Annotated in this window: 14 protein-coding genes; 8 read left to right on the top strand and 6 right to left on the bottom strand. The window is 42.4% G+C overall.

Annotated features, from left to right (window positions below; genetic code table 11):
• Both B0O44_RS15175 and gloA2 read right to left on the bottom strand, forming a co-directional pair.
• Entirely contained in the window at positions 1 to 705 is a 705-nt protein-coding gene (locus B0O44_RS15175) for a tRNA1(Val) (adenine(37)-N6)-methyltransferase (protein WP_110832136.1), read from the bottom strand.
• Entirely contained in the window at positions 706 to 1,089 is a 384-nt protein-coding gene (gene gloA2, locus B0O44_RS15170; protein WP_110832134.1) for an SMU1112c/YaeR family gloxylase I-like metalloprotein, read from the bottom strand.
• Between the two features lie 187 nt (positions 1,090 to 1,276).
• Between gloA2 and B0O44_RS15165 the strand changes: the two genes are divergently transcribed.
• On the top strand, positions 1,277 to 3,838 hold the full coding sequence (locus tag B0O44_RS15165) for a DUF5686 and carboxypeptidase-like regulatory domain-containing protein (RefSeq protein WP_110832132.1): 2,562 nt from the start codon (positions 1,277 to 1,279) through the stop codon (positions 3,836 to 3,838).
• Here B0O44_RS15165 and B0O44_RS15160 read toward each other — a convergent pair.
• Both B0O44_RS15160 and B0O44_RS15155 read right to left on the bottom strand, forming a co-directional pair.
• A complete protein-coding gene (locus B0O44_RS15160; protein WP_110832130.1) occupies positions 3,835 to 5,067 on the bottom strand; it encodes a BamA/TamA family outer membrane protein in 1,233 nt (410 codons plus the stop codon). The genes B0O44_RS15165 and B0O44_RS15160 overlap by 4 nt on opposite strands.
• Before the next feature lie 256 nt (positions 5,068 to 5,323).
• Positions 5,324 to 6,163 (bottom strand): energy transducer TonB, encoded by an 840-nt coding sequence (locus tag B0O44_RS15155; protein WP_146229849.1) that lies wholly within the window; start codon positions 6,161 to 6,163, stop codon positions 5,324 to 5,326.
• Positions 6,164 to 6,413: 250 nt separating this feature from the next.
• On the opposite strand from B0O44_RS15155, the gene B0O44_RS15150 reads away from it, so the two are divergent.
• Both B0O44_RS15150 and B0O44_RS15145 read left to right on the top strand, forming a co-directional pair.
• Entirely contained in the window at positions 6,414 to 8,597 is a 2,184-nt protein-coding gene (locus B0O44_RS15150) for a glutamine synthetase III family protein (RefSeq protein ID WP_110832125.1), read from the top strand.
• A 123-nt stretch (positions 8,598 to 8,720) separates the two neighbouring features.
• Positions 8,721 to 9,902 (top strand): AIR synthase related protein, encoded by a 1,182-nt coding sequence (locus B0O44_RS15145; RefSeq protein WP_110833005.1) that lies wholly within the window; start codon positions 8,721 to 8,723, stop codon positions 9,900 to 9,902.
• Positions 9,903 to 9,956: 54 nt separating this feature from the next.
• On the opposite strand, the gene B0O44_RS15140 is transcribed toward B0O44_RS15145, so the two are convergent.
• Positions 9,957 to 10,586, bottom strand: coding sequence for a DUF6266 family protein (locus tag B0O44_RS15140; RefSeq protein WP_110832123.1), 630 nt, complete (start codon positions 10,584 to 10,586; stop codon positions 9,957 to 9,959).
• A 261-nt stretch (positions 10,587 to 10,847) separates the two neighbouring features.
• On the opposite strand from B0O44_RS15140, the gene B0O44_RS15135 reads away from it, so the two are divergent.
• Both B0O44_RS15135 and B0O44_RS15130 read left to right on the top strand, forming a co-directional pair.
• The gene (locus B0O44_RS15135; protein ID WP_110832121.1) at positions 10,848 to 12,392 is read left to right on the top strand and encodes a bifunctional metallophosphatase/5'-nucleotidase; all 1,545 of its coding nucleotides are present in this window, start codon (positions 10,848 to 10,850) and stop codon (positions 12,390 to 12,392) included.
• Positions 12,393 to 12,441: 49 nt separating this feature from the next.
• Positions 12,442 to 14,967, top strand: a complete 2,526-nt coding sequence (locus B0O44_RS15130) for a CehA/McbA family metallohydrolase (RefSeq protein ID WP_110832119.1) — start codon at positions 12,442 to 12,444, stop codon at positions 14,965 to 14,967.
• A 48-nt stretch (positions 14,968 to 15,015) separates the two neighbouring features.
• On the opposite strand, the gene B0O44_RS15125 is transcribed toward B0O44_RS15130, so the two are convergent.
• On the bottom strand, positions 15,016 to 18,330 hold the full coding sequence (locus B0O44_RS15125) for a TonB-dependent receptor (protein ID WP_110832117.1): 3,315 nt from the start codon (positions 18,328 to 18,330) through the stop codon (positions 15,016 to 15,018).
• Positions 18,331 to 18,661: 331 nt separating this feature from the next.
• On the opposite strand from B0O44_RS15125, the gene lpdA reads away from it, so the two are divergent.
• From lpdA to B0O44_RS15110, 3 genes are all read left to right on the top strand, one after another.
• Positions 18,662 to 20,050: a dihydrolipoyl dehydrogenase gene (lpdA, locus tag B0O44_RS15120; RefSeq protein WP_110832115.1), complete on the top strand. Its 1,389-nt coding sequence runs from the start codon at positions 18,662 to 18,664 to the stop codon at positions 20,048 to 20,050.
• Positions 20,051 to 20,140: 90 nt separating this feature from the next.
• On the top strand, positions 20,141 to 20,983 hold the full coding sequence (locus B0O44_RS15115; RefSeq protein WP_110832113.1) for an MBL fold metallo-hydrolase: 843 nt from the start codon (positions 20,141 to 20,143) through the stop codon (positions 20,981 to 20,983).
• 78 nt (positions 20,984 to 21,061) lie between these two features.
• Positions 21,062 to 21,391, top strand: a complete 330-nt coding sequence (locus B0O44_RS15110) for a YegP family protein (protein WP_110832111.1) — start codon at positions 21,062 to 21,064, stop codon at positions 21,389 to 21,391.
• Positions 21,392 to 21,736 lie beyond the last annotated feature (345 nt).

The raw sequence follows: 21,736 nt of genomic DNA, 5'->3' as shown, positions 1-21,736 counted from the left end.
CTAAAAAGCCAGAAAAAAATCCTTTAGTAAAAGTCTGTACTTTTCTGTGTATACGCCCTGTTTCAGATAAATATAAAAGTTTTCATGCTCCGCTTCCCCGTTTACAAAACTAAAACAAAGGACCTGACGGAATTCAGCTTTATCAGCATCTGAATAAACATGAATAACCTTTAAAGGAAAGAGTTTCATCAGGACGGCATTTCTGACCAGTTCCTGGGCCTGCTTCAAGGGCAGGATCACCCAAAAACATCCCGAGGGTTTTAACAAAAGGGCTACTTTTCTAATCAATAACTCAAAAAAAGACTCATCTGCATGCCTGGCCATCCTTTTTCCAGGCTCCGGATTTTTCAGGTCCTTTACAAAATAAGGCGGATTGGACACAATCAGATCATAGTTTTTTCCCGGATCAAAATTATTAATGTCCTGATGATGAGCTTTCAGTCGCCCGGCAAAAGGAGAAAGCAAAAAATTATCAGAAGCCCTTTCCGCTGCCGACCGTTCTATTTCCACTGCATCGATTACAGCCTCTTCAAAGCGCTGGGCAAGCATCATTGCAATGACCCCTGTTCCTGTACCAATATCCAAAGCAGTGGCAGTATGATCCTGAACAGCCAAAGCCCCCAGCAACACCCCGTCGGTGTTGATCTTCATCGCACAACCGCTCTGGTTGACCTCAAACTGCTTAAATTTGAAAATATTGCCCATCTATGCCTGGTAAATCTCTAAAGGCAGGCCATCAGGGTCTGTAAAAAAAGTAAAACGCTTTCCGGTATATTCATCTGTCCGGACCGCTTCTGTTTGTACCCCTTTTTCCAGCAGCCCGGCAACCACCGCATCGATGTCATCGACTTCAAAAGCCAGATGCCTCAAGCCAAGTGCTTCCGGTCTGGAAGGGCGGGCAGGAGGTGCTTCAAACGAAAACAGCTCGATCTGATACGCGCCATTTACAGCAAGATCCAATTTATAAGACTTCCGTTCTTGTCGGTAAACCTCACCAAGCACCTCAAAGCCTAGTGTATTGACGTAAAAATCCTTGCTCCTGGGATAATCAGAGCAGATAATAGCCACATGGTGTATTTTTTTAAACATCATTTGTCAAAGGTAAAAAACATCTTCTTTCAAAACGATTTCCATCGGTAACTACCATTGCAAGACCACACAAAATTTCAACCGTTCTAAAATTTTATCTTTTTAACAAAAATTAACAGCTTAAATGGGCATAGAATTTGTAATATTGATGTAAAATAAAAAGACTTTACCCCGAGTTCCCCTAAATATGATAACGATTTCAAGAAAGTCTTTTTATGGATTGACAGCATTACTATGCTTTTATGGCCTGAAACTCTCTGCCCAGCAAACGCAGGTTTCAGGAAAGGTAACCGATAGCCGGGACAAGGGCCCGCTGCCCAATGTTACTGTTATCTTCCGAAATTCAAGAACAGCCACAAAAACGGATGAAAACGGGAATTTCAGCCTGAGCAGCAGCGCCCCATATACGCAACTGTCTGTAGAATTTATTGGCTATAAAACAAAATATATTGCCATTACCCCTTCCAAAAGCCAGGTGGTCAACATTAGCCTGCAGGAAGAATCCCAAAGCCTGAGTGAAGTAAAAATCAGTTCTAAAAAAGCGGCCCCTTACCGCAATAAAGGAAACCCCGCCGTTGAGCTGATCCGCCAGGTGATAGAACACAAACCATTAAACCGCATTGAAAGCAATCAGAATGTGGAATACCAGCAGTACGACTGGATGCAGTTTTCGCTCAGCAACCTTTCAGACAAGTTCAAAAACAAAAAAATCTTCCGCAAATACCAGTTTCTTTTTGACAAGCAGGATTCCACTGAAATCGGTGGAAAAAACCTGATGCCGATTTACCTCAGGGAAAGGTTATCTGATTTTTATTACCGCAAAAATCCCGAAAAAAAGAAAATCATTATGCTGGCCGACAAACACGTCAATTTCGATGAAGGCTTGGTAGACAATAATGCCATAGGCAATTATTTTGAAAGGATGTATGCAGACGTAAATATTTACGACAACAACATTATTTTCACCAACAGCCAGTTCCTGAGTCCAATTGCAGAGGGTGCCCCTACTTTTTATAAATTTTTTATTACCGATACCCTGAAAACCCACGATCCGCCGCTGATCGAGCTTTCTTTTGTACCCAGAAACCAGAATGCCCTACTCTTTGAAGGCCAGATATACATCACCATGGATGGAAGGTATGCGGTTCAGGATGCATTTTTGAAAACCGGAAAAAACATCAACATCAATTTTGTAAAGGCCCTGCAGGTAAAACTCAATTTCGAAAAAGATTCTGCCGGCCGCTATTACCTGAATAAAAGCCACCTACTGATGGATTTTGGCTTAGGAAAAGACGGAAGTCGTGGTTTTAAGGGAGAAAGAATGGTCACCATTAAAAACTACAAAACCAATGTACAGCGCCCGGACTCCCTTTATAAAGGAATGGAAATAGAAGTTTCGCCCGAGGCCTCAAAACGTTCGGAGGCTTATTGGAACAGCAACAGACTGGACACCATACCTGCCAATAAGCTTCGCATTTACAGCAATATGGACAGTTTAAGCAAAATGAAATCTTTTAGAAGAATGATGGATATTGCTGCCTTTTTCTTTGTAGGTTATAAGAAATTTGGTCCTGTGGAGATCGGCCCCTTTTATACTTTTTACACCTTCAACAACCTGGAGGGCTTTAAACCACGCATCGGTGGCCGGACCACCACTGATTTCAGTACCCGATATTTTTTTGACACCTATGTAGCTTATGGCATTAAGGACGAAAAATGGAAATATTTTTTTAGTGCAGCCTATGCCTTCAACAACAAAAGCATTTATACTTTTCCACAAAGTTTTATTCGCGCCAGTTTCCAGCGCGACACAGAAATTCCCGGTGACGAAACCAAAAACGTAATTACCGAAGACAATTTCATTGCCTCCTTTAAGCATGGGGTAAACAACCAGTTTCTGTACAATGATTTTTACCGGGCCGAATACATGCAGGAATACGCCAATCACTTTTCTTTCAACATTTCCTTTAAAAAATGGACGCAAAGACCTGCAGACGCATTGGTTTATAAAAGTTTTTCCGGTGGCTTGCCCCAATACACCAGCCAGATTACCAATTCGGAGTTCAACCTCGAACTTCGCTATGCACCCAATGAAAAATTCTATCAGGGCAAGGTTTTTCGCGAAAGGATCATTGAAAAATACCCGGTCTTTGACCTCAATTATTCTGTAGGGGTAAAGGGCTTTCTAAGAGGCGAAAACAATTACCACAGCCTATTGGGTAGTATAGACAAGCGTTTTTACCTATCGCAGTTTGGCCGGTCGGACGTACATCTGGAAGGCGGTTATATTTTTGGCCAGCTGCCTTTTCCTTTGCTGACCATTCACAGGGCCAACCAGTCTTATGCTTACCAGACCTATGCCTACAACATGATGAATTTTCTGGAGTTTGTAAGTGATCATTATGCCAGCATTTATATAGACCATAATTTTAACGGGCTCTTTTTAAACCGGATCCCTTTAATCAAAAAACTTAAACTACGGGAATACATTACTTTTAAAGGGCTTACCGGTGGGCTAAGAACAGAAAACAATCCCGACCTGCATTCTGGCCTGATCCAGTTCCCCGTCAATCCGGAAGGCATCCCAACCACCTATTTTTTAGGCAAAACCCCTTATATGGAAGGCAGTGTCGGAATAGGAAACATCTTTAAAGTAGGCCGGTTGGACCTGGTCAGGCGCTTCAACTACCTGGACAATCCTGGTGCCTCCAAATATGGATTAAGGGCCAGAATACAGTTTGAATTTTAAAAGGTTTCATTGATGCCAACCGATATGCCATTGGAACCATAATTCCCAAAACCATAATCCAGACAAAGATTGGTGCGGGTATGTTTATCAAATAAAATTCTTAAACCACCGCCACCACCTGGCTCCCAGTACTGAAACAATTTGGTCGTACGCTGGTTATTGGCAGTTTGCATATTAAAAAATGCCACCCCACTGATCAGCTTATTCCTGGTGATGGGAAAGCGGTACTCCAGTTCATTATAAAAATAAGAAGGACCTTTAAAACGGCTAATGGTATAACCTCTGCCCATGCGCTGCTCCGGGTCACTACCGGTTGCAGGCAACTCCAGATAAGGTACAGAGCCTTTTAACAGGTAAGAACCCCAAAGCCAGAAAGCCAATACATGTTCCGGGTTTTTATGGGAAAGGCTCCAGTATTTCCGGAGTTCGGTTTTAATCTGCGTTGCATCTTTTTCACTACCCAGCCAGGTTTGATTTAAACGAAAAGTCACATTAACAAATAAACCTTTGTAGGGACGAAAAGGATGGTCTTTTGTATTATACTGTAGATCAAACAATAAGCCCCCCGCCAGGTAACCATAGGCCGGATAGCCATTTTTTAAACTGTAAAAATGATTAAAAGTCCTGGAGTGTTCCCCATTCAGGCGTTCATCATCAATATTGGTGTAATAGTTATAAGCCAGTCCAGCGCCTGCAAAAAAATGATCAACTACCTTTTTTGAAACCTTTTCACTAAACTTGATATAGGTATACTTAATAGGGAATTCTCCCGGATCATCCCGCCCGGTACCGATACCATGGTCTACGACTTCTGTTTTGCCCAGTTCCCAGTTGCCCTGTAAAATCCATTTATCACCTGAGGTATATATATTATGGCGAAGCTGGACCAAAGCCAGCGTTTTAGTTGCTTTTTCAGCAAAAAGATCAAACAGGGAAAGCGTTGTTTTTTTAGGATCCCCAAGGTATTTCGAAACAGAAAAATCTGCTCCAAAGGCAAAACCATTACTCACGGTATAATTGAATGATGGCAAAATAACCACACTTCCGTTTTTTTTCTTCGTGGTATCGGGTTTTTTATTTTTTTTAAAGACCTCCCTGAACAGATCGTTCACATCTTTTTGGGCAACGGTATCGGGAAGATTTGTTTTTTCTTGTGCACACAGCTTAAATTCCGGCAAAAACAGGCCAGCAACCAGCAGGCCAACAGCATACAAATATTTTTTTACCATACCCTTGTTTTTCCCTCAAAAGAAATGACCAGCTCCAAAACATTGCTCAAGGCAATGTTTTCAGGATCAGAGACCAATAAAAAAAACCGGCACTTCATTATATATGGTATTGCTCTTTAATTTAAGGGGTAAAATTACAATTATTCTCCCAGCTATTAAACTCCCGAAAAGTAATTTTGTTACATCAAAAGATAAAAAGCCCTTCAGATTTAACAATTAGTAAACCTGAAGGGTTTTTTAAAAATATTCCGAGGCTTTACTGGCTGATGGTAAATGAAAGTGGCATATTGTACCTTACTCTAACCGCCTGTCCGTTTTGAACGCCGGCTATCCATTTTGGTGATTTCCGGATCACCCTTAAGGCTTCTTCATCACAGCCTGCACCTATTCCCCTGATTAGGGTCACATTAGACACTGAACCATCCTTTTCTACCACAAAACTTACAAAGACCCGGCCCTGAATACCTTCTTCCTGCGCCATGGCGGGGTAACGCAGGTTACGCTGGATAAATTTTGCCCAGGCCTTCATGCCCCCTTCAAACTCGGGGTAAACTTCCAAAGTTGAAGTGCCATTTTCATATATGCCGTTATCTTCTTTTTCAGCGGTCCCTCCGGATCCATTGCCACTGGTCTTCGCTTCTGTACCTCCCTGGGCCTGCGTCGCTGGCCCCTGCTGATTGCTTTGTCCGATCACCGCATGTTCAAGTTCCTTTATATCGGGTACGCTTTCTTCAACAAGAGGCTTATCCACCACCACAATACGGGAAGGTAATTTTACGGTTTTTACCTTTTCCTGTAAGGGTTCGGCCTTAAGGGGCTCCTTTTTTTCCTCTTTGGGCTTCACAGGTTCGGATGGCAATACGACATCTACCACCCTATCGCTAACAAGGGGCTTAATTTCTTCGGCCGGTTTTAAATGCCGGTAAATCACTGGCCCTGCAAAAGACAGGATAAAAACCCCGGAGGCAAAAAACAATGCCCGCATGGTGATCACCGAAGACTGCTGCCTGAGCAGATAAGCGCCATAATTTTGATTTCTGTTTTTGAATACAAGATTGAGCCACTCTTTCTTGTACAGGTTGAATGAATTGAGCATAGTTTTAAAGCTTATTTTAAACAGGATGTCAACACCCTGAAGATTCCACAAACAGATTCAAATTATTTCAAAAGCCAAAAAACAGCAAAAACACACTAAAAAAAGCATATTTCGAAACCAAAAAACGCAAACACCCATCAAAAACAAACAAAACAGCCTCCAAAAAAGTTATTAACAAGACATTTTTTACTAATATTTTGCGATTTATTAAGATTATATTTTATTTTTGATTCAAATTTTAACAAAATCAATGAAAAGTCTAAGAACAATTGCATTAAAAGAGGCAGAATCCAGAATTTCACCCGAAGTTAAGGCGCCATCAATCAAAATTTCGGAGTTTTATGGCTCGAATGTATTTGATAAGAAAAAAATGAAAGATTTCTTATCCAAAGAAGTATATGAGAAATTAATTTCAGCTATTGATCAGGGGGTGTTAATTAACCAGGAAGAAGCCAATCATATTGCAACTGCGATGAAAATATGGGCCATGTCAAAAGGCGCAACCCATTATACCCATTGGTTCCAGCCCCTGACCGGTACAACAGCTGAAAAACACGATTCGTTTTTTGAGCCAAGCGGCGACGGTGCAATTGAAAAATTTGCAGGAAGTGCCCTGGTTCAACAGGAACCTGATGCTTCCAGTTTCCCTAACGGTGGTATCCGCAATACTTTTGAAGCACGCGGTTATACTGCCTGGGACCCTTCTTCCCCTGCTTTTTTAATGGAAAGCAAAGCTGGCAAAACTCTTTGCATTCCAACTGTATTTGTTTCCTATACCGGTGAGGCCCTGGATTATAAAGCTCCATTGTTAAAAGCCTTAAATGCACTGGACAAAGCAGCAGTAGATGTTTGTCAGTATTTCGATAAAGGCATTACCAAAGTAAATGCCTCTTTAGGTATTGAGCAGGAATATTTTCTGGTAGATCTTGCCTTATATAATGCACGCCCGGACCTGGTACTTACCGGACGCACCCTGTTCGGACATATGTCTGCAAAAGGACAGCAGCTTGAAGACCACTACTTTGGTTCTATTCCAGAGCGTGTGTTCACTTTTATGGTTGATTTCGAAAACGAAGCTTTAAAACTGGGCATTCCTCTGAAAACCAGACACAATGAAGTGGCACCAATGCAATTTGAGTGCGCACCGATTTATGAAGAAATTAACCTGGCCATTGACCACAATCAATTGCTGATGGACCTGATGGAAAAAGTTGCGCGCAGACACCACTTTAAAGTCTTGTTGCACGAAAAACCTTATGCAGGGATTAACGGATCGGGTAAACACAACAACTGGTCATTAATTACCGATACAGGTAAAAACCTGCTTGCCCCAGGTAAAACACCAAAAAACAACCTGATGTTCCTTGCCTTTTTTGTGAACACCATTAAAGCCGTTCATGAGCATGCAGACCTTTTAAGGGCTAGTATTGCTTCTGTAAGCAATGACCACCGTCTGGGCGCAAATGAAGCGCCGCCGGCCATTATTTCCATTTTCCTTGGTCAACAGCTCAATGAGGTACTCGATGAGATCGAACATTCCCGCATCAGCAAAAAGATTAAAGAAGACAATGCTTTATGGCTCGGTATTCCAAAAATCCCTCAGATTTTATTGGACAATACAGATCGCAACCGTACATCTCCTTTTGCCTTTACAGGAAATAAATTCGAATTGCGTGCAGTAGGTTCTTCAGCCAATTCTTCTGCCCCAATGACGGTTTTAAATGCAATTGTTGCAGACCAGCTGGTTAAATTTAAAGCTGAAGTTGATAAACTGATCAAAAAAGGAGAGAAAAAAGACATCGCCCTGTTAACAGTGATCAAAAAATACATCAAAGAATCTAAAGACATCCGTTTTGAAGGCAATGGTTACAGCCAGGAATGGGCAGATGAAGCTGCAAAACGCGGTCTGGCCAATATCAAAACCACGCCTGTGGCTTTAGATGCTTATGTAAGTGAAAAATCTACAGAGCTTTTTGTTAAAACCAATATTTTCAGTGCACGTGAATTGCATGCCCGCCATGAAATCCTGCTGGAAAGCTATTATAAAAAACTACAAATTGAAGCCAGGGTAATGGGCGAGGTGACCAACAGCATGATCATTCCTGCGGCTATCGAATACCAGAACACTTTATTGGAAAATGCAAAAGGCTTGAAGGACCTTGGTTTGCCGAAAGAAACTTTAGAAACCCCTCTGGCCATTATTGGTAAAGTATCCGAGCATTTGGGCTTGCTGAAAACCAATATTGACACCATGCTGGAAGAACGCAAAAGAACCAATGCGATTGAAGATTCCCGTGAAAAAGCCATTGCTTATGATGAAAAAGTGAAAAGCTATTTCGATACCATCCGTTATCATACCGATAAACTGGAGCAAATTGTGGATGACAGCGTATGGCCTTTGCCTAAATTCAGGGAACTGTTGTTCTCAAAATAAAAGACCGTTACGGTTTTTAGTAGATTTGTTTTGATTTTTATAACCTCTGCCCTAAAAAGCAGAGGTTATTTTTTTAGGGCAAATCCTATCAAGATTGCTGAGTTTCCCTATCTTTGTAACAACATGAGTGACAACAGGTACAACCAGCGTGGCGTTTCTGCCTCCAAAGAAGATGTGCACCAGGCCATCAAGAACATTGACAAAGGCATTTTTCCTCAGGCCTTTTGCAAAATTATTCCGGATATTTTAGGCAATGACGAGTCTTATTGTAATATTATGCATGCCGATGGTGCAGGTACAAAATCTTCCCTGGCCTATGTGTACTGGAAGGAAACCGGCGACCTTTCTGTTTGGAAAGGAATTGCACAGGATGCCATCATCATGAACATTGACGACCTGATCTGCGTAGGGGCCACAGAAAACATATTGCTTTCTTCGACCATAGGCAGAAACAAAAACCTCATCCCTGCCGAAGTGATCGCCGCCATCATCAATGGTACCGAAGAAATTCTCGCTGACCTGCGCGAACAGGGCATTTCCATTTATTCTACAGGCGGGGAAACGGCCGATGTAGGTGACCTGGTGAGGACAATTATTGTAGATTCTACGGTAACCTGCCGGTTAAAAAGAGAAGACGTAATCAGCAACCACCATATCCGTCCGGGTGATGTGATCGTTGGACTGGCTTCTTACGGACAGTCGACTTACGAACAGGAATACAATGGCGGCATGGGCTCCAATGGACTGACCTCTGCCAGACATGATGTATTCAATAAATCTGTGGCCAGCAAATACCCGGAAAGTTTTGACCCGGATGTTCCATTTGACCTGGTGTTTTCAGGCGGAAGAAGATTAACTGATCTGGTTAAAATTGACGAAAATACTGAAATCACTGCAGGAAAACTGGTTTTATCTCCAACACGTACCTATGCGCCGGTGATCCAGAAAATTCTGAAAGCACACCGCAAACAAATTCACGGAATAGTACATTGCAGCGGAGGTGCCCAAACTAAAGTGCTTCACTTTATAAACAATGATATCCATGTAATTAAAGATAACCTGTTTCCTATTCCTCCATTGTTCCAGCTGATCCAGGAACAATCCGGCACAGACTGGAAGGAAATGTACAAAGTATTCAATATGGGCCACAGAATGGAACTCTACGTTCCTGAAGAAATTGCGGAAGACCTGATGTCCATTTCCAAAAGTTTCAACATTGATGCCCGTATCATCGGAAGGGTAGAAAGTTCTGATAAAAAACAGGTAACCATCAGCAGCGATAAAGGAAAGTTCATTTATCACTAAGGATACTATATCTTTTAAAAAGCACCCTTTTTAAGGGTGCTTTTTTTTTTACAGTCAAAGAACAGTTACCGCCCCAAGGTACTGGCTGTTGCTTTGGTTTTTCCGGTCATCACTAACAAAAGCAAGGTAAACATGGACCTCTTTTCCACTATAGCTTTTAGTCAGTTCAAGCGCATAGGTGCCTGCGGAACGCTTTACGGCTGCTGTATCGTAATAGGCCCTTTCATTTGCGATGTCATAAACCAAAATCATGGTCCGTTCATCGTAATGATATTTCCCACCCTTCCAGTTAAAAGTCAGCGAAGCAGGTTTTCCGGCCAGGACAGAAGCTTCTGTTGCCGGAGAAAGTGATCCAAAACTAACCAGGGCCTGCGCCGGATCTATAAAATATTTCTCCTCCACCTTTTTCACCACATGGGTCAACTGATAAGATTTTGCGGCAACAAAGCCCTGATAGTTCGGATGGTAATTGTTAAAACCAACCCGCAAAAAATCTGTTAAAGGTTTTAACCAGAGTTGTACATAACCAAATTTTTCCCGGTTATCCTGCTCCTTTGGACTTGGTTTACCTCTTCTTTTTTTGGGCTTGCCACGCATCACGTCCTTCCCTTTTAATTTATACCCTACAACGGTACCGACTTTCCCGCTAAAGCCGCCCATAATTCCATTTTTCATAATCGCCATAACATCAATTTTTAGGTTTAACTAAATACAATTTACCAATTACTTATATATTACACAAATAAGATAAATATTTTACCCGGATTATACCCGGAGTTTACCGAAAAGGTGTCTGGGTGAAGTCTTTGTAATCTCCCTTTAATCTCCGGACTAAGTCCCTGTAACCACTGGAAAGTTCGAGGTCTTTCTGTAGTTTTTGCTTAAAAAACAAATGGTTCATCCTGAAAAAGCAGTAACTTAAACTACATCAATCCCTTTACTGTTATGAACCTGAAAATAATCTGTTTTTTTACCTGCTGGTTGTGCTTTATGGCCAAAGCTTATAACCAAACCCCTCCTAAAGAAATCACCATTCTGTATACCAATGATTTTCACAGTGCCTTCGATCCTGTTCCGGCTTACTGGTTAAAAGACAGCCCAAAACTGGGGGGCGCCGGGCAACTGAGCACCATGATCGGCCAGCTCAGGGCTAAAGAAAAAAACACCTTTCTTTTCGATGCCGGAGACATGTTTACCGGAATGCTCTCCAATGTAAGCCAGGGAGAACTGTTAATGGAAATGATGATGAGCATGCACTATGATGCGATGGGCATTGGCAATCATGAATTTGATTATGGCAGTAAAAATTTCCTGAAACAGATCAACAGGGTACCATTTCCTGTACTGGGTGCTAATATTTTTTACAAGGGCACAGAAATTCCTTACGCCCGGCCTTATACCATCCTCGAGAAAAATGGCATCAGGTTGGGGGTTATTGGTATCATAGGCCTGGATGCCTTTAGTGTGCTCTGGCAGGAAGGTTCCGCTGACCTGGAATTCCGGGACCCGGTTCCCATTACTCAAAAAATAGTCGCAGAACTAAAACCACAGGTAGACCTGATTGTTGTACTGGCCCATCAGGGGAAAACCGGTCCCCAGCAAACTGATGCAGAAGCCAGGCCTGAGGTGCAACGTGATGTAAGGGAGGATATTGATTTTTGCAGCGTTGTGCCCGGAATTGACATTTACATTGGGGGCCATGCGCATAAAGGAATGGAAAGGCCTTATAGAGAACCTGTAAACGGTGCATTAATTGTTCAGACCTATGGTTACGGGACCAGGCTTGGCTATTTAAAAGTACAGTTTAAAGATAAAAAAATAACTTCCTATACAGGAGAACTGCTCAAGGTCTGGAGTGACCGCTACCCTGCGGATTCTTTGGTACAGGCTAAAATTAATGCCTACAAAGAAAAATTCGCTCCTCAGATCGGGATACCATTGGGTTCTTTAAAAAACCGTCTGGTGAGGGATTACATGCGGGAATCTTCCCTGGGTTGTTTTATTGCCGATGTGATCCGGGAAACCACAAATACAGATGTTGCCTTTGAAAATGCAGGGGGGCTTCGCGCAGACCTTCCCCAAGGTACCATTACCAATGGAAATGTACTGGATGCTGTTCCATTTTTCAATACCCTTTCTGTTCTGGAAATGACCGGCAAACAAATTAAAGAAGTTCTGGAACAAAGTTTTTCCCTGGAAAGGGGAATGATGCAGGTATCCGGTCTCAAAGCATGGTATGACCTTAAAAAGCCTGTCGGAAAACGATTGGTCCGGCTCCAGATCGGTTCGGCCCCGGTTCAGGACTCTAAAATTTACCGGGTAGGGACCAATAGTTTCATTGCAGATGGAGGCGACCTGTACCAGACCTTCCACGATTTGAAAAAAGTAAATGACAAAACACCTTTTTCGACCGTCATTATGGACCATATTAAAAAAACAAAAATCATCCAGGCCCCTGAAATGAACAGGCTCATTCCGGTTAAAAATTAATCACTATAAACAAAACAGGTACTTCATTGAAAAAACAAATTGCAAGCCGATGAAATTCATTTACATTTTACCCCTCCTTTTCATTTGTCTGAAAACAGCACCTTCAAATGCCCAGTCCAATGTCACCGATCTGCCCCTTAAAGAACTTCATTCCTTAACTGAGGCCGGAAGCTATGACAAATACCCTTCACTAGCTGTTGACCAGCAAAACAACTCCTGGCTTTCTTATACTTCTATGAAAGCCGACAAAGAAAGTATTGTAGTCCGCCATAAAACCGGTTTACAATGGGGGCCCGAACTTCAAATAGATGAAGGACAAGGGACAGAAAGCAACTCCCGGTTGTTGATTTCTAAAACAGGTCAGCTTTGGGTCTTCTGGCAAGGCAAACGGAACGGAAAATGGGCAGTTTATGCCAAAACAAATACAAAATCCAAATGGGGTCCAGAGTTAAAACTGAGCCCGGACAACGAAAATAACCTGCACCCTGCTGTTATTGAAGACAGCAGCGGAAATATATGGCTCAGCTATGAAAGGGTAAAGCCCGGCCAAATTGATCTTCGTTTTAGGGTTTTTCAACAAAACCAATGGAGCCGTCCTGAAAACCTGGGCCAGGGAGGGATGAACAGAAGGGCCAGTCTGGCTGCGAGTCCCAGTGGACAAGTATGGGTGGCCTGGGACAGCCCTGCATCGGGCAATTATGACATCTGGTTGGCCAGGTTGAGTAAAAAAGGCCGGCAGCCTGCCCGGATAGATACCCTGATCCAGGCAACAAAAAGTTTAAGCATTGACGACTCTCCTTCTATTGCCTGTGCTGCCGACGGAACTTTATGGCTGGCCTGGAACAGCTTGCGTTCTTTACAAAAAGAAAAAAGCCGTTCCGATCAGCATTCCGGTGCAATTTTTTTAAAAGCCTTTAAAAGCGGACAATGGTTTGTAACCGGTAAAATTTCAGAAGAACTTCAATTTGGCGAAATCAGCTACCGCAATATTGATAAGACCCCTAATGACGAAGAAGAGGATTACTGGCACTGGAAACAGACCCAGACTTTCCCGATACTTTATATAGACGGGCAGCAAAAACTTTGGATAACCTGGAGAACAGACCGCTACGGCGCCCATAATTTTGACCTCTGGGCAAGGGTATATAATGGAAATTCCTGGAGTGAACTGCTGGAGCTGACGACTTTTTCACCCGGAAGGGACGAATGGCCATCCTTTGCAGCACTCAAAGGAAAAGGCACCTATATGGCCTGGGAAGGCCAGACTTTACCTGAAAAAGGAAAGGAAAAAGAACTGATGGGTGGTTTTGTAGATGCTTACAACACCAATGCCAATCACAATGTGGTGTTGTATGCCCGGCTTCCAGAGCCCATATGGAAAAATCATCCGCATCCTTTGCAATTAATGGACATAGAAAGTACCGACAAGGCCATTGATCTGGAGCAGCCACTCATCAAAGCCCCCGCCCTTTCTATATCTGCCGATCCGAAATTGCAGGTCTTTTTTGGAGACCCACATTCGCATACCGTTTTAAGTGATGGAAAATATGGCTGGCCGGATCAGTTGATTTATCTGGCCAAAGAAAAAACCGGACTGGATTTTGGGGTGGTCTCTGACCATTCAGAGATGGGCAGGTTACAAAACAGCGAGTACCAGGAACTGGCCTTGCTTTCTAAAAACCTCTCTGTAAAAGACCATTACATTGATTTTTTAGGTTTTGAATGGACCGCCCCGCCGGCCTATGGCCACCGGATTGTGATCTATCCCGACACAAAAGGCTTAAACATCAGTTCGGCAGAGCAAAACGGGAATTCTACAGAAAAGTTATATGCTTTTATTAAAGCCTATGGAGGTATTGTTTCCGCGCACCATACCGGTCAGGCCGTTTGGGGCAGATGGAACCCTGCTGCATTTTACCAATCCCAGCTTGAACCTAATTTTGAGGTGGTTTCTTTTCATGGCCGTTTTGAATATTACAAAAACCCTTTTGAAGGCAGAAGACAGGTCCCCGGGCACCAATACCAGGATGCTTTAAAACAAGGCCGCCGCAGTGGCATTATGGGGGCAAGTGACACTCATTTTTTAACCCCGGGAGAAGGTGGCCTAACAGCAGTCCTCTCTCCTTCCCTGAGCCGGCAGGAATTGTTTCAGGCCATCAAAAACAGGCATACCTATGCCACATCAGGGGTTAAAATTGGGGTCGATTTTTCAGTCAACGGACAAATTATGGGTTCAGAATTTAAGGTATCCGGGACTGATTCGGTGAGAATTCACTTTGCCGTACAGGGTACAGCGCCTATTGACAGAATTGAAGTGGTCAAAAATACGGAAGATCATTTTGCCCTGCTCCGTTTGGAACAGGTTCCCGGAACCTCAAAAGGGATATTTATGCTGTATGACCCTTCTAAACCGCAAGGCGGAAAAAGAATTAGTTCGGCCGACCTGAGCCGGGTCAGCATAGACCTGGTTGACAAAACAGCCCTCCGGGAGGAAACCTCCTATTACTTAAGGGTCACCCAAACAGACGGACAGCAGGCCTGGACTTCGCCGGTCTGGCTTATTCCCGGAAAATAAAAAAGGCGGCCTTTCGGGCCGCCTTTTAAAAATCATACTATTTTTTGATTAGTTGAAGTTGTAACGAACTCCGAACTGCATGTAATAAGTAGATGATATAGTTTGGTTATCACTGAAAGTGCTTCTAACCAAATCTCCGTTGAAATCAGCCAATCTGAATTTAGGCGCAACAGTAGCACTGATGTCGCTCACGTTACTAGGTTGCAGGATACTAGCTGCATTTAACCTTTTTAAGGTTCCCCAGTTTTTATTGATCAGGTTGGTGAAGTTCAGGATATCAGCTGTAAACTGGAAAGAGTTTTTCTTGCCACCAACATTTCTGAATACTTCCTGAACAATTTTCAAATCCACACGGTGTAACCATGGGAATTTGATTCCATTACGCTCTGCATATTCTCCCTGGTGTTTGCTCAGGTATTTATCCTGTGCCACATAAGCGAAGAAAGCATCGCTTTGCTGTTGAGGAGTAAAGGTTTTTGAGACACCGTTTACCGTAATGGTTTTGGTATCGAATGTAATTTCAGAAGGGCTCTTAGGAATATAGATCAGGTCGTTTGCCTGTCCGTCCCTGTTGAAATCTGCTGAATACACATAAGAAGAACGGTCCTGGATAGATCCTGTATAGAACAAGCTCACTGTAGTTGCCAGGTTTTTCAGGTACTCTTTACGGTATGACAATGAAGCCACAACACGGTCAGGTACAACGTTACTGGTGTAACTTAAACTTGGGTTGTTCGGATTTCCGGAAGTTTGAGGAATAGACCATAAGTTGATCAGCTGATCACCTGCGCCATCACCAAAATTACGGGCATCACTATGGGTATAGGCTACCATTGCAGAAAGACCGCCTCTGAATTGTTTGGTCAATTGTGCAGTTGCAGACCAGTAGTAACCACCTTTTGCGTTATCTAAAACAGTAGTATTAAAAGCTCCTGTTCCATTTGCAGCTCCATTTGCCACCGGCAAACCAGCACTTGTCAATGGATTTATAAATTTATCTTTGTTGGCCGCAGGATAGAACGGTCTGTGGTCAGGGTATCCAGGAGAGTTTAAAGCTGTAGGATTAACTAAGTTCGCGTTTCTGGCAATTGCAGCATTGATGTCTTTGCTGTAAATACCTTCCACAGTGGCTACGATATCACCAGGTAATTTAAAGTCCAGGGCCAGGTTACTTTTCCAGGTTTGAGGCGCTTTGAAATTAGGTGATACTGTACTGATTGGATTTGGAAGTGCAGTTCCCGCAGCAGGAGGCGTTTTAGGCAAATATGCTCTTGGATCGGGATTAAATGGTCCCGGTACATTCGCACCTGAAGAAGTTTGAGTAAACTGGATCAGGCCCGCATCTCCGGACTGAGCAACTACCCATACAAAAGGAACTGTTCCCCTGAAGATACCAGAACCTCCCCTTAACTGTAGGGAACGATCGCCCTTAATGTCCCAGTTGAAACCAAAACGAGGAGACCATAAAATTCTATTCGATGGCAGGATACCTGTATTTAATTTTTCACCATTAGCAAAAGTCAATGGATTCAATAAAGGATGCTGCTGGATTTGCGGCACACTTGGATAAGTAAATTGTTCTGCCCTCACACCCACTGTGAATTTCAAACGGTCTGTTGCTGTAAATTCATCCTGAATATAGGCGGAGTAAGTATTGAATTTGAAAGTTGGGAAAGCTTGCTCATATCCTGGGGATAAAGAGTAAGTAATACCAAAATCACGTGGATTGGCTCCGGTTATAAAATCATTCCAGGAATTGAAGGTATAATAACTTGTTCCAAAACGTTGAAAACCATTTTGGGTAGTATTAAAATCTAATTGTGCACCCAAAGTTACGTTGTGTTTACCAAGCGCCATGTTAAAGTTATCGGTAATAGAGTAATTTTTTACATCTCTTAGGTTACCGAAAGTGAAAGGCTCATAACCAAAGCTGGTTAAAGGCTGACCATTATCCAGAATGTCTACAAAAGGGAATACTGCACTGTCTGATGACCTAGGGTCATTCTGATGAGAATAACTTCCCCTTAATACGTTGGTAAATTTATTGCCAAACTGGGAATTCAACTCTGCTGCCCAAGAATATAAATTGGCGGCCTGATAGTAATTTGAATTGTTAAACCATAAGGCATTTTTATCCGTTCTTCCAATACCGGTAGTATAATTGGTAAATGGACTTCTTGAAGTACTTACGTTACTTGGTGTTTTACTTTCCACCTGGTTGTAACGGATGTTAAAACGGTGGTTTTTAGAAATGTTCCAGTCTAAACGGAACAACAATTTGTCGTTATTTGACAATTGCTGATATCCCTGATACTGTCCTGGATCATATCCGTATTTAGACATCAGGTAAGATCTGACCCCGTCTAAAAAGCTAGCCGTTGGGCGGGCCACATTATCACTTGAACCAAAAGGATTTGCTGCTGAAGAAGCAATTCTTGGTTGACCTGGCTGATTTTGTTTGTTAAACTCTACGTTTGCAAAAAAGAACAATTTGTTTTTAATGATCGGGCCACCCAAACTTGCACCGTATTGTTTTTGGGTAAAAGGCTGTACATTGGTAATGGTATAATCACCAATTTTTGTTCCCTGCTGGTCCTGGTTACGCATCAGATAAAATGCAGTAGCAGAAAAATCATTCGAACCTGAACGGGTTACCGCATTGACCGCGCCACCTGTAAAACCAGACTGACGTACGTCGTAAGGGGTTACGTTTACTGAAATTTGTTCCAAAGCGTCGATGGAAATCGGTGCACCATTTGCAGGTACGTTTGATCCGATACCAAACATGTTGTTGAAGTTGGAACCATCTACAGTAAAGTTGTTCGAGCGGTAGTTACCACCGGCAATTGAAGTACCGTTAGACTGAGGGTTTAACCTGGTGATGTCATTGATACTACGCGAAATCGTTGGCAAACTCTGGATTTGCTGTCTGCTCACGATGGTCGATGAACCATTTTTGTTTGAATTTAAGATGGCATTTGCCGATGTTCCCACAATGGTTACTTCGTTTAAGTTAGACGAATTGTCCGAAAGTGTGGCGTTCACGACAAAAGGCTCACCTAATTTCAGGTAAACACCTTCGATTTTTTTTGGCTGATAACCAACAAAACTCACTTCAATAACATAAGGACCTCCAACACCCATGTTTCCCAGGGTGAAGCGGCCATCGTTATTGGTTGTAATGCCATACACTGTACCAGTAGGCATGTGCCGCGCCTTAATGCTGGCACCAGGTAAAGGACCTTTCGCATCCTTTACAATACCTGTCACCGAAGACGTGGTGATCTGCGCCATGGACGCAGAAAACGACCCAACGAATGCAATGACAATTACTACGATTTTAAATAGTAAAGATTTGTTCATACTTTTTAGATGAGTGAATAATTTTTGTTTGTAGGTAACGAATAATAGTATCCGGCAAAGATAATTATTAAATATTCACAGATTTCAATATTCAATGTTAAATTATTATTAATAATCCCAATATTTTTCAACATTTAACATAAAATTCAAACTATTTAATATACAGGGGCACAGAGTTTTGTTATTTAAAATGATTCTATCTTTCTATGTTAAGTTTAAGTGACCAAAAAATTAATTCCACCAAATGAGGTCACAAAAATCTTAGAAACCTGATATAACCAACATTTTTTTTAATTTTGAGCAGTTTAGATAATTTTCCTTTTATTAAGATATGAACTACGATGTAATTGTAATAGGCAGCGGTCCTGGTGGATATGTCGCTGCAATCAGAGCTTCACAATTGGGTTTAAAAACCGCAATTGTAGAGCGCGAATCTTTAGGTGGTATTTGCCTGAACTGGGGATGTATACCAACTAAAGCCTTATTAAAGAGTGCTCAGGTTTTCGAATATATTAACCATGCTTCCGAGTACGGAATTAAAACCGCCGAAGCTGAGGCTGATTTTGCGGCCGTCGTAAAACGCAGCCGTGGCGTTGCTGAAGGCATGAGCAAAGGTGTTCAGTTCTTAATGAAAAAGAACAAAATCGAGGTGATCATGGGTACGGCGAAAGTGAAACCCGGAAATAAGGTAGATGTAAAATCAGCAGACGGTTCCCAGAAAGAGATCAGCGCAAAACACATCATCATTGCTACCGGTGGCCGTTCCAGGGAATTGCCTAACCTGAAACAGGATGGTAAAAAGATCATTGGCTACAGGCAGGCTATGGTTTTACCTGAGCAGCCTAAATCTATGGTTATTGTCGGTTCTGGAGCAATTGGTTCTGAATTCGCCTATTTCTACGCAACAATGGGTACCAAAGTAACCATCGTTGAGTTCATGGACAATATTGTCCCTGTAGAGGACGAAGATGTTTCCAAACAATTGCTGCGCAGCTTTAAAAAGGTAGGCATTGAGGTCATGACTTCTTCGAGCGTGGAGTCTGTGGATACCAGTGGTACTGGCTGTAAAGTCCAGGTTAAAACTGCTGCAGGTATGCAGACCCTGGAATGCGACATTGTCCTTTCTGCTGCAGGTGTAGTTGCCAATATTGAAAACCTTGGTCTGGAAGAAACCGGAATTAAAACAGAAAAGGGAAAAGTGCTTGTAGATGAATTTTACAACACCAATGTAAAAGGTTATTACGCGATTGGCGATATCGTTTCCGGTCAGGCCCTGGCCCACGTGGCTTCTGCTGAAGGTATCACCTGTGTAGAGAAAATTGCTGGCCACCATCCTGAGCCTATTGATTACAACAACATACCTGGCTGTACCTACACTACTCCTGAAATTGCTTCAGTAGGTTATACCGAAAAAGCAGCTAAAGCCGCTGGCTATGAACTGAAAATTGGTAAATTCCCATTCTCGGCTTCTGGTAAAGCAAGTGCCGCGGGTGCAAAAGATGGCTTTGTAAAAGTAATTTATGATGCCAAATATGGAGAATTATTAGGTGCACACATGATTGGCGCCAATGTAACTGAAATGATTGCAGAAATTGTTGTGGCCCGTAAACTGGAAACCACCGGTCATGAAATGCTGAAATCTATACACCCACACCCAACCATGAGCGAAGCCATTATGGAGGCTACAGCTGATGCTTACGGTGAAGTGATCCATTTGTAGGCTAAAATTTACCTGATATAATTTCAAAAAACCTGCTGATCAGTTCAGCAGGTTTTTTTACTTTTACCCTGAACCCTAAAATCAGATCCCATGAACCTTTACACCATTGATACCGGATTGTTTAAATTAGACGGCGGTGCCATGTTTGGCGTCGTTCCTAAATCCATCTGGCAAAAAAGCAATGCAGCAGACGAAAACAATATGTGCAGCTGGGCAATGCGCTGCCTGCTGATTGAAGATGGAAACCGGTTGATCCTGGTGGATAATGGAATCGGGGATAAACAGGATGCAAAGTTCATGGGGCATTATTACCTGCACGGAGAAGATACCTTAGATAAATCTCTTGCCAAAAAAGGCTTCAGCCGCGCAGACATTACAGATGTATTTCTGACCCATTTACATTTTGACCATTGCGGAGGATCGATTGTCCGGGAAGGAGAGAAACTTCGTCCGGCATTTAAAAATGCATTTTACTGGAGCAACCAGAAACACTGGGACTGGGCTGTTCAGCCCAACGACAGGGAAAAAGCCTCTTTTCTGAAAGAAAACATTCTGCCTATTCAAGACAGCGGGCAACTGCGCTTTATACAGGACAAACAAGGTGTGGAATTCCATCCCGGCATCAACGTCCGCTTTGCCTACGGCCATACGGATGCCATGATGCTGCCCCAGATCAAGTATAAAGACAAGACCATCGTTTATATGGCAGATCTTTTGCCCTCTACAGGACATATCCCCCTACCCTATGTAATGGCTTATGACATGTTTCCTCTTCAAACACTTACTGAAAAAAAGGCTTTTTTAGAGGAAGCTGCTGAAAACAATTATATTCTTTACCTGGAGCACGATCCGGTGAATGAATGCTGCACCCTGCAGCAAACAGAAAAAGGCATCCGCCTGAAGGAGACTTTTCGTTTGCAGGATATTTTATAAAAAACAATTCCTCTTTCTGCTTTGTTATTGTTTTTGTAATTTAGGTTTAAGCCTACATATAAATAAATCATCTGCACTATGGGAAAATTTGAAATTACAACCCGAAAAAACGGAGAATTCCAGTTTAATCTTAAAGCGGGTAATGGTCAGGTCATTCTGACCAGTGAGGGTTACACCACAAAAAGCAATTGCATCAACGGCCTGGAATCGGTCCGCAAAAATGCGCAGGACGACTCCAAGTTTGACCGGAAAACGGCTGTAAACGGAAAACATTACTTCAATTTAAAAGCAACAAACGGACAGGTCATTGGCAGCAGTGAAATGTATGAAACGGCCGCAAGCCGGGACAATGGTATTGACTCTGTGCAAAAAAATGCCCCAACTGCGGAAATTTTGGACCTGAGTTGAATAAAATCCCATGCTCGCTTTTTCATTTTTAGTGAAAGCAGCCCTTTTCTGTCATCCTAAAATAAGATTTGACAGTTCTTGTCTTCCTACTGTCATCCTTAAGCCGATCCTTCGCAACAAAATAAATTTTAAAAATAAAAACACCGCCCTGATGCCCTATTTAAAGCTAAATAACCGACTGAATTTCAATCCTTAAAGCACAAAAAATACAAAAAAACACCCCGACTGACAAAACTATTTTGGAATAATTTTTGTTATAAGGATATGATACAAATAAAGCATGTAAAGTGTAACGTTTTCAGGATTTTATGTTTATAATTACCTTTAAATTCTTACCTTTGCACG

The organism is Pedobacter nutrimenti, assembly GCF_003208655.1.
In the GTDB taxonomy this organism is placed as follows: Bacteria; Bacteroidota; Bacteroidia; order Sphingobacteriales; family Sphingobacteriaceae; genus Pedobacter; species Pedobacter nutrimenti.
The sequence above is the reverse complement of the archived record's forward strand: the minus strand, read 5'-3'. Positions and strand labels throughout refer to the sequence as shown.

What these genes read in the sequence shown, in the direction of transcription:
- B0O44_RS15175 (WP_110832136.1), bottom strand. Translation starts at nt 705, where the DNA reads ATGGGCAATATTTTCAAATTTAAGCAGTTTGAGGTCAACCAGAGCGGT.
- gloA2 (WP_110832134.1), bottom strand. Translation starts at nt 1,089, where the DNA reads ATGTTTAAAAAAATACACCATGTGGCTATTATCTGCTCTGATTATCCC.
- B0O44_RS15165 (WP_110832132.1), top strand. Translation starts at nt 1,277, where the DNA reads ATGATAACGATTTCAAGAAAGTCTTTTTATGGATTGACAGCATTACTA.
- B0O44_RS15160 (WP_110832130.1), bottom strand. Translation starts at nt 5,067, where the DNA reads ATGGTAAAAAAATATTTGTATGCTGTTGGCCTGCTGGTTGCTGGCCTG.
- B0O44_RS15155 (WP_146229849.1), bottom strand. Translation starts at nt 6,163, where the DNA reads ATGCTCAATTCATTCAACCTGTACAAGAAAGAGTGGCTCAATCTTGTA.
- B0O44_RS15150 (WP_110832125.1), top strand. Translation starts at nt 6,414, where the DNA reads ATGAAAAGTCTAAGAACAATTGCATTAAAAGAGGCAGAATCCAGAATT.
- B0O44_RS15145 (WP_110833005.1), top strand. Translation starts at nt 8,721, where the DNA reads ATGAGTGACAACAGGTACAACCAGCGTGGCGTTTCTGCCTCCAAAGAA.
- B0O44_RS15140 (WP_110832123.1), bottom strand. Translation starts at nt 10,586, where the DNA reads ATGGCGATTATGAAAAATGGAATTATGGGCGGCTTTAGCGGGAAAGTC.
- B0O44_RS15135 (WP_110832121.1), top strand. Translation starts at nt 10,848, where the DNA reads ATGAACCTGAAAATAATCTGTTTTTTTACCTGCTGGTTGTGCTTTATG.
- B0O44_RS15130 (WP_110832119.1), top strand. Translation starts at nt 12,442, where the DNA reads ATGAAATTCATTTACATTTTACCCCTCCTTTTCATTTGTCTGAAAACA.
- B0O44_RS15125 (WP_110832117.1), bottom strand. Translation starts at nt 18,330, where the DNA reads ATGAACAAATCTTTACTATTTAAAATCGTAGTAATTGTCATTGCATTC.
- lpdA (WP_110832115.1), top strand. Translation starts at nt 18,662, where the DNA reads ATGAACTACGATGTAATTGTAATAGGCAGCGGTCCTGGTGGATATGTC.
- B0O44_RS15115 (WP_110832113.1), top strand. Translation starts at nt 20,141, where the DNA reads ATGAACCTTTACACCATTGATACCGGATTGTTTAAATTAGACGGCGGT.
- B0O44_RS15110 (WP_110832111.1), top strand. Translation starts at nt 21,062, where the DNA reads ATGGGAAAATTTGAAATTACAACCCGAAAAAACGGAGAATTCCAGTTT.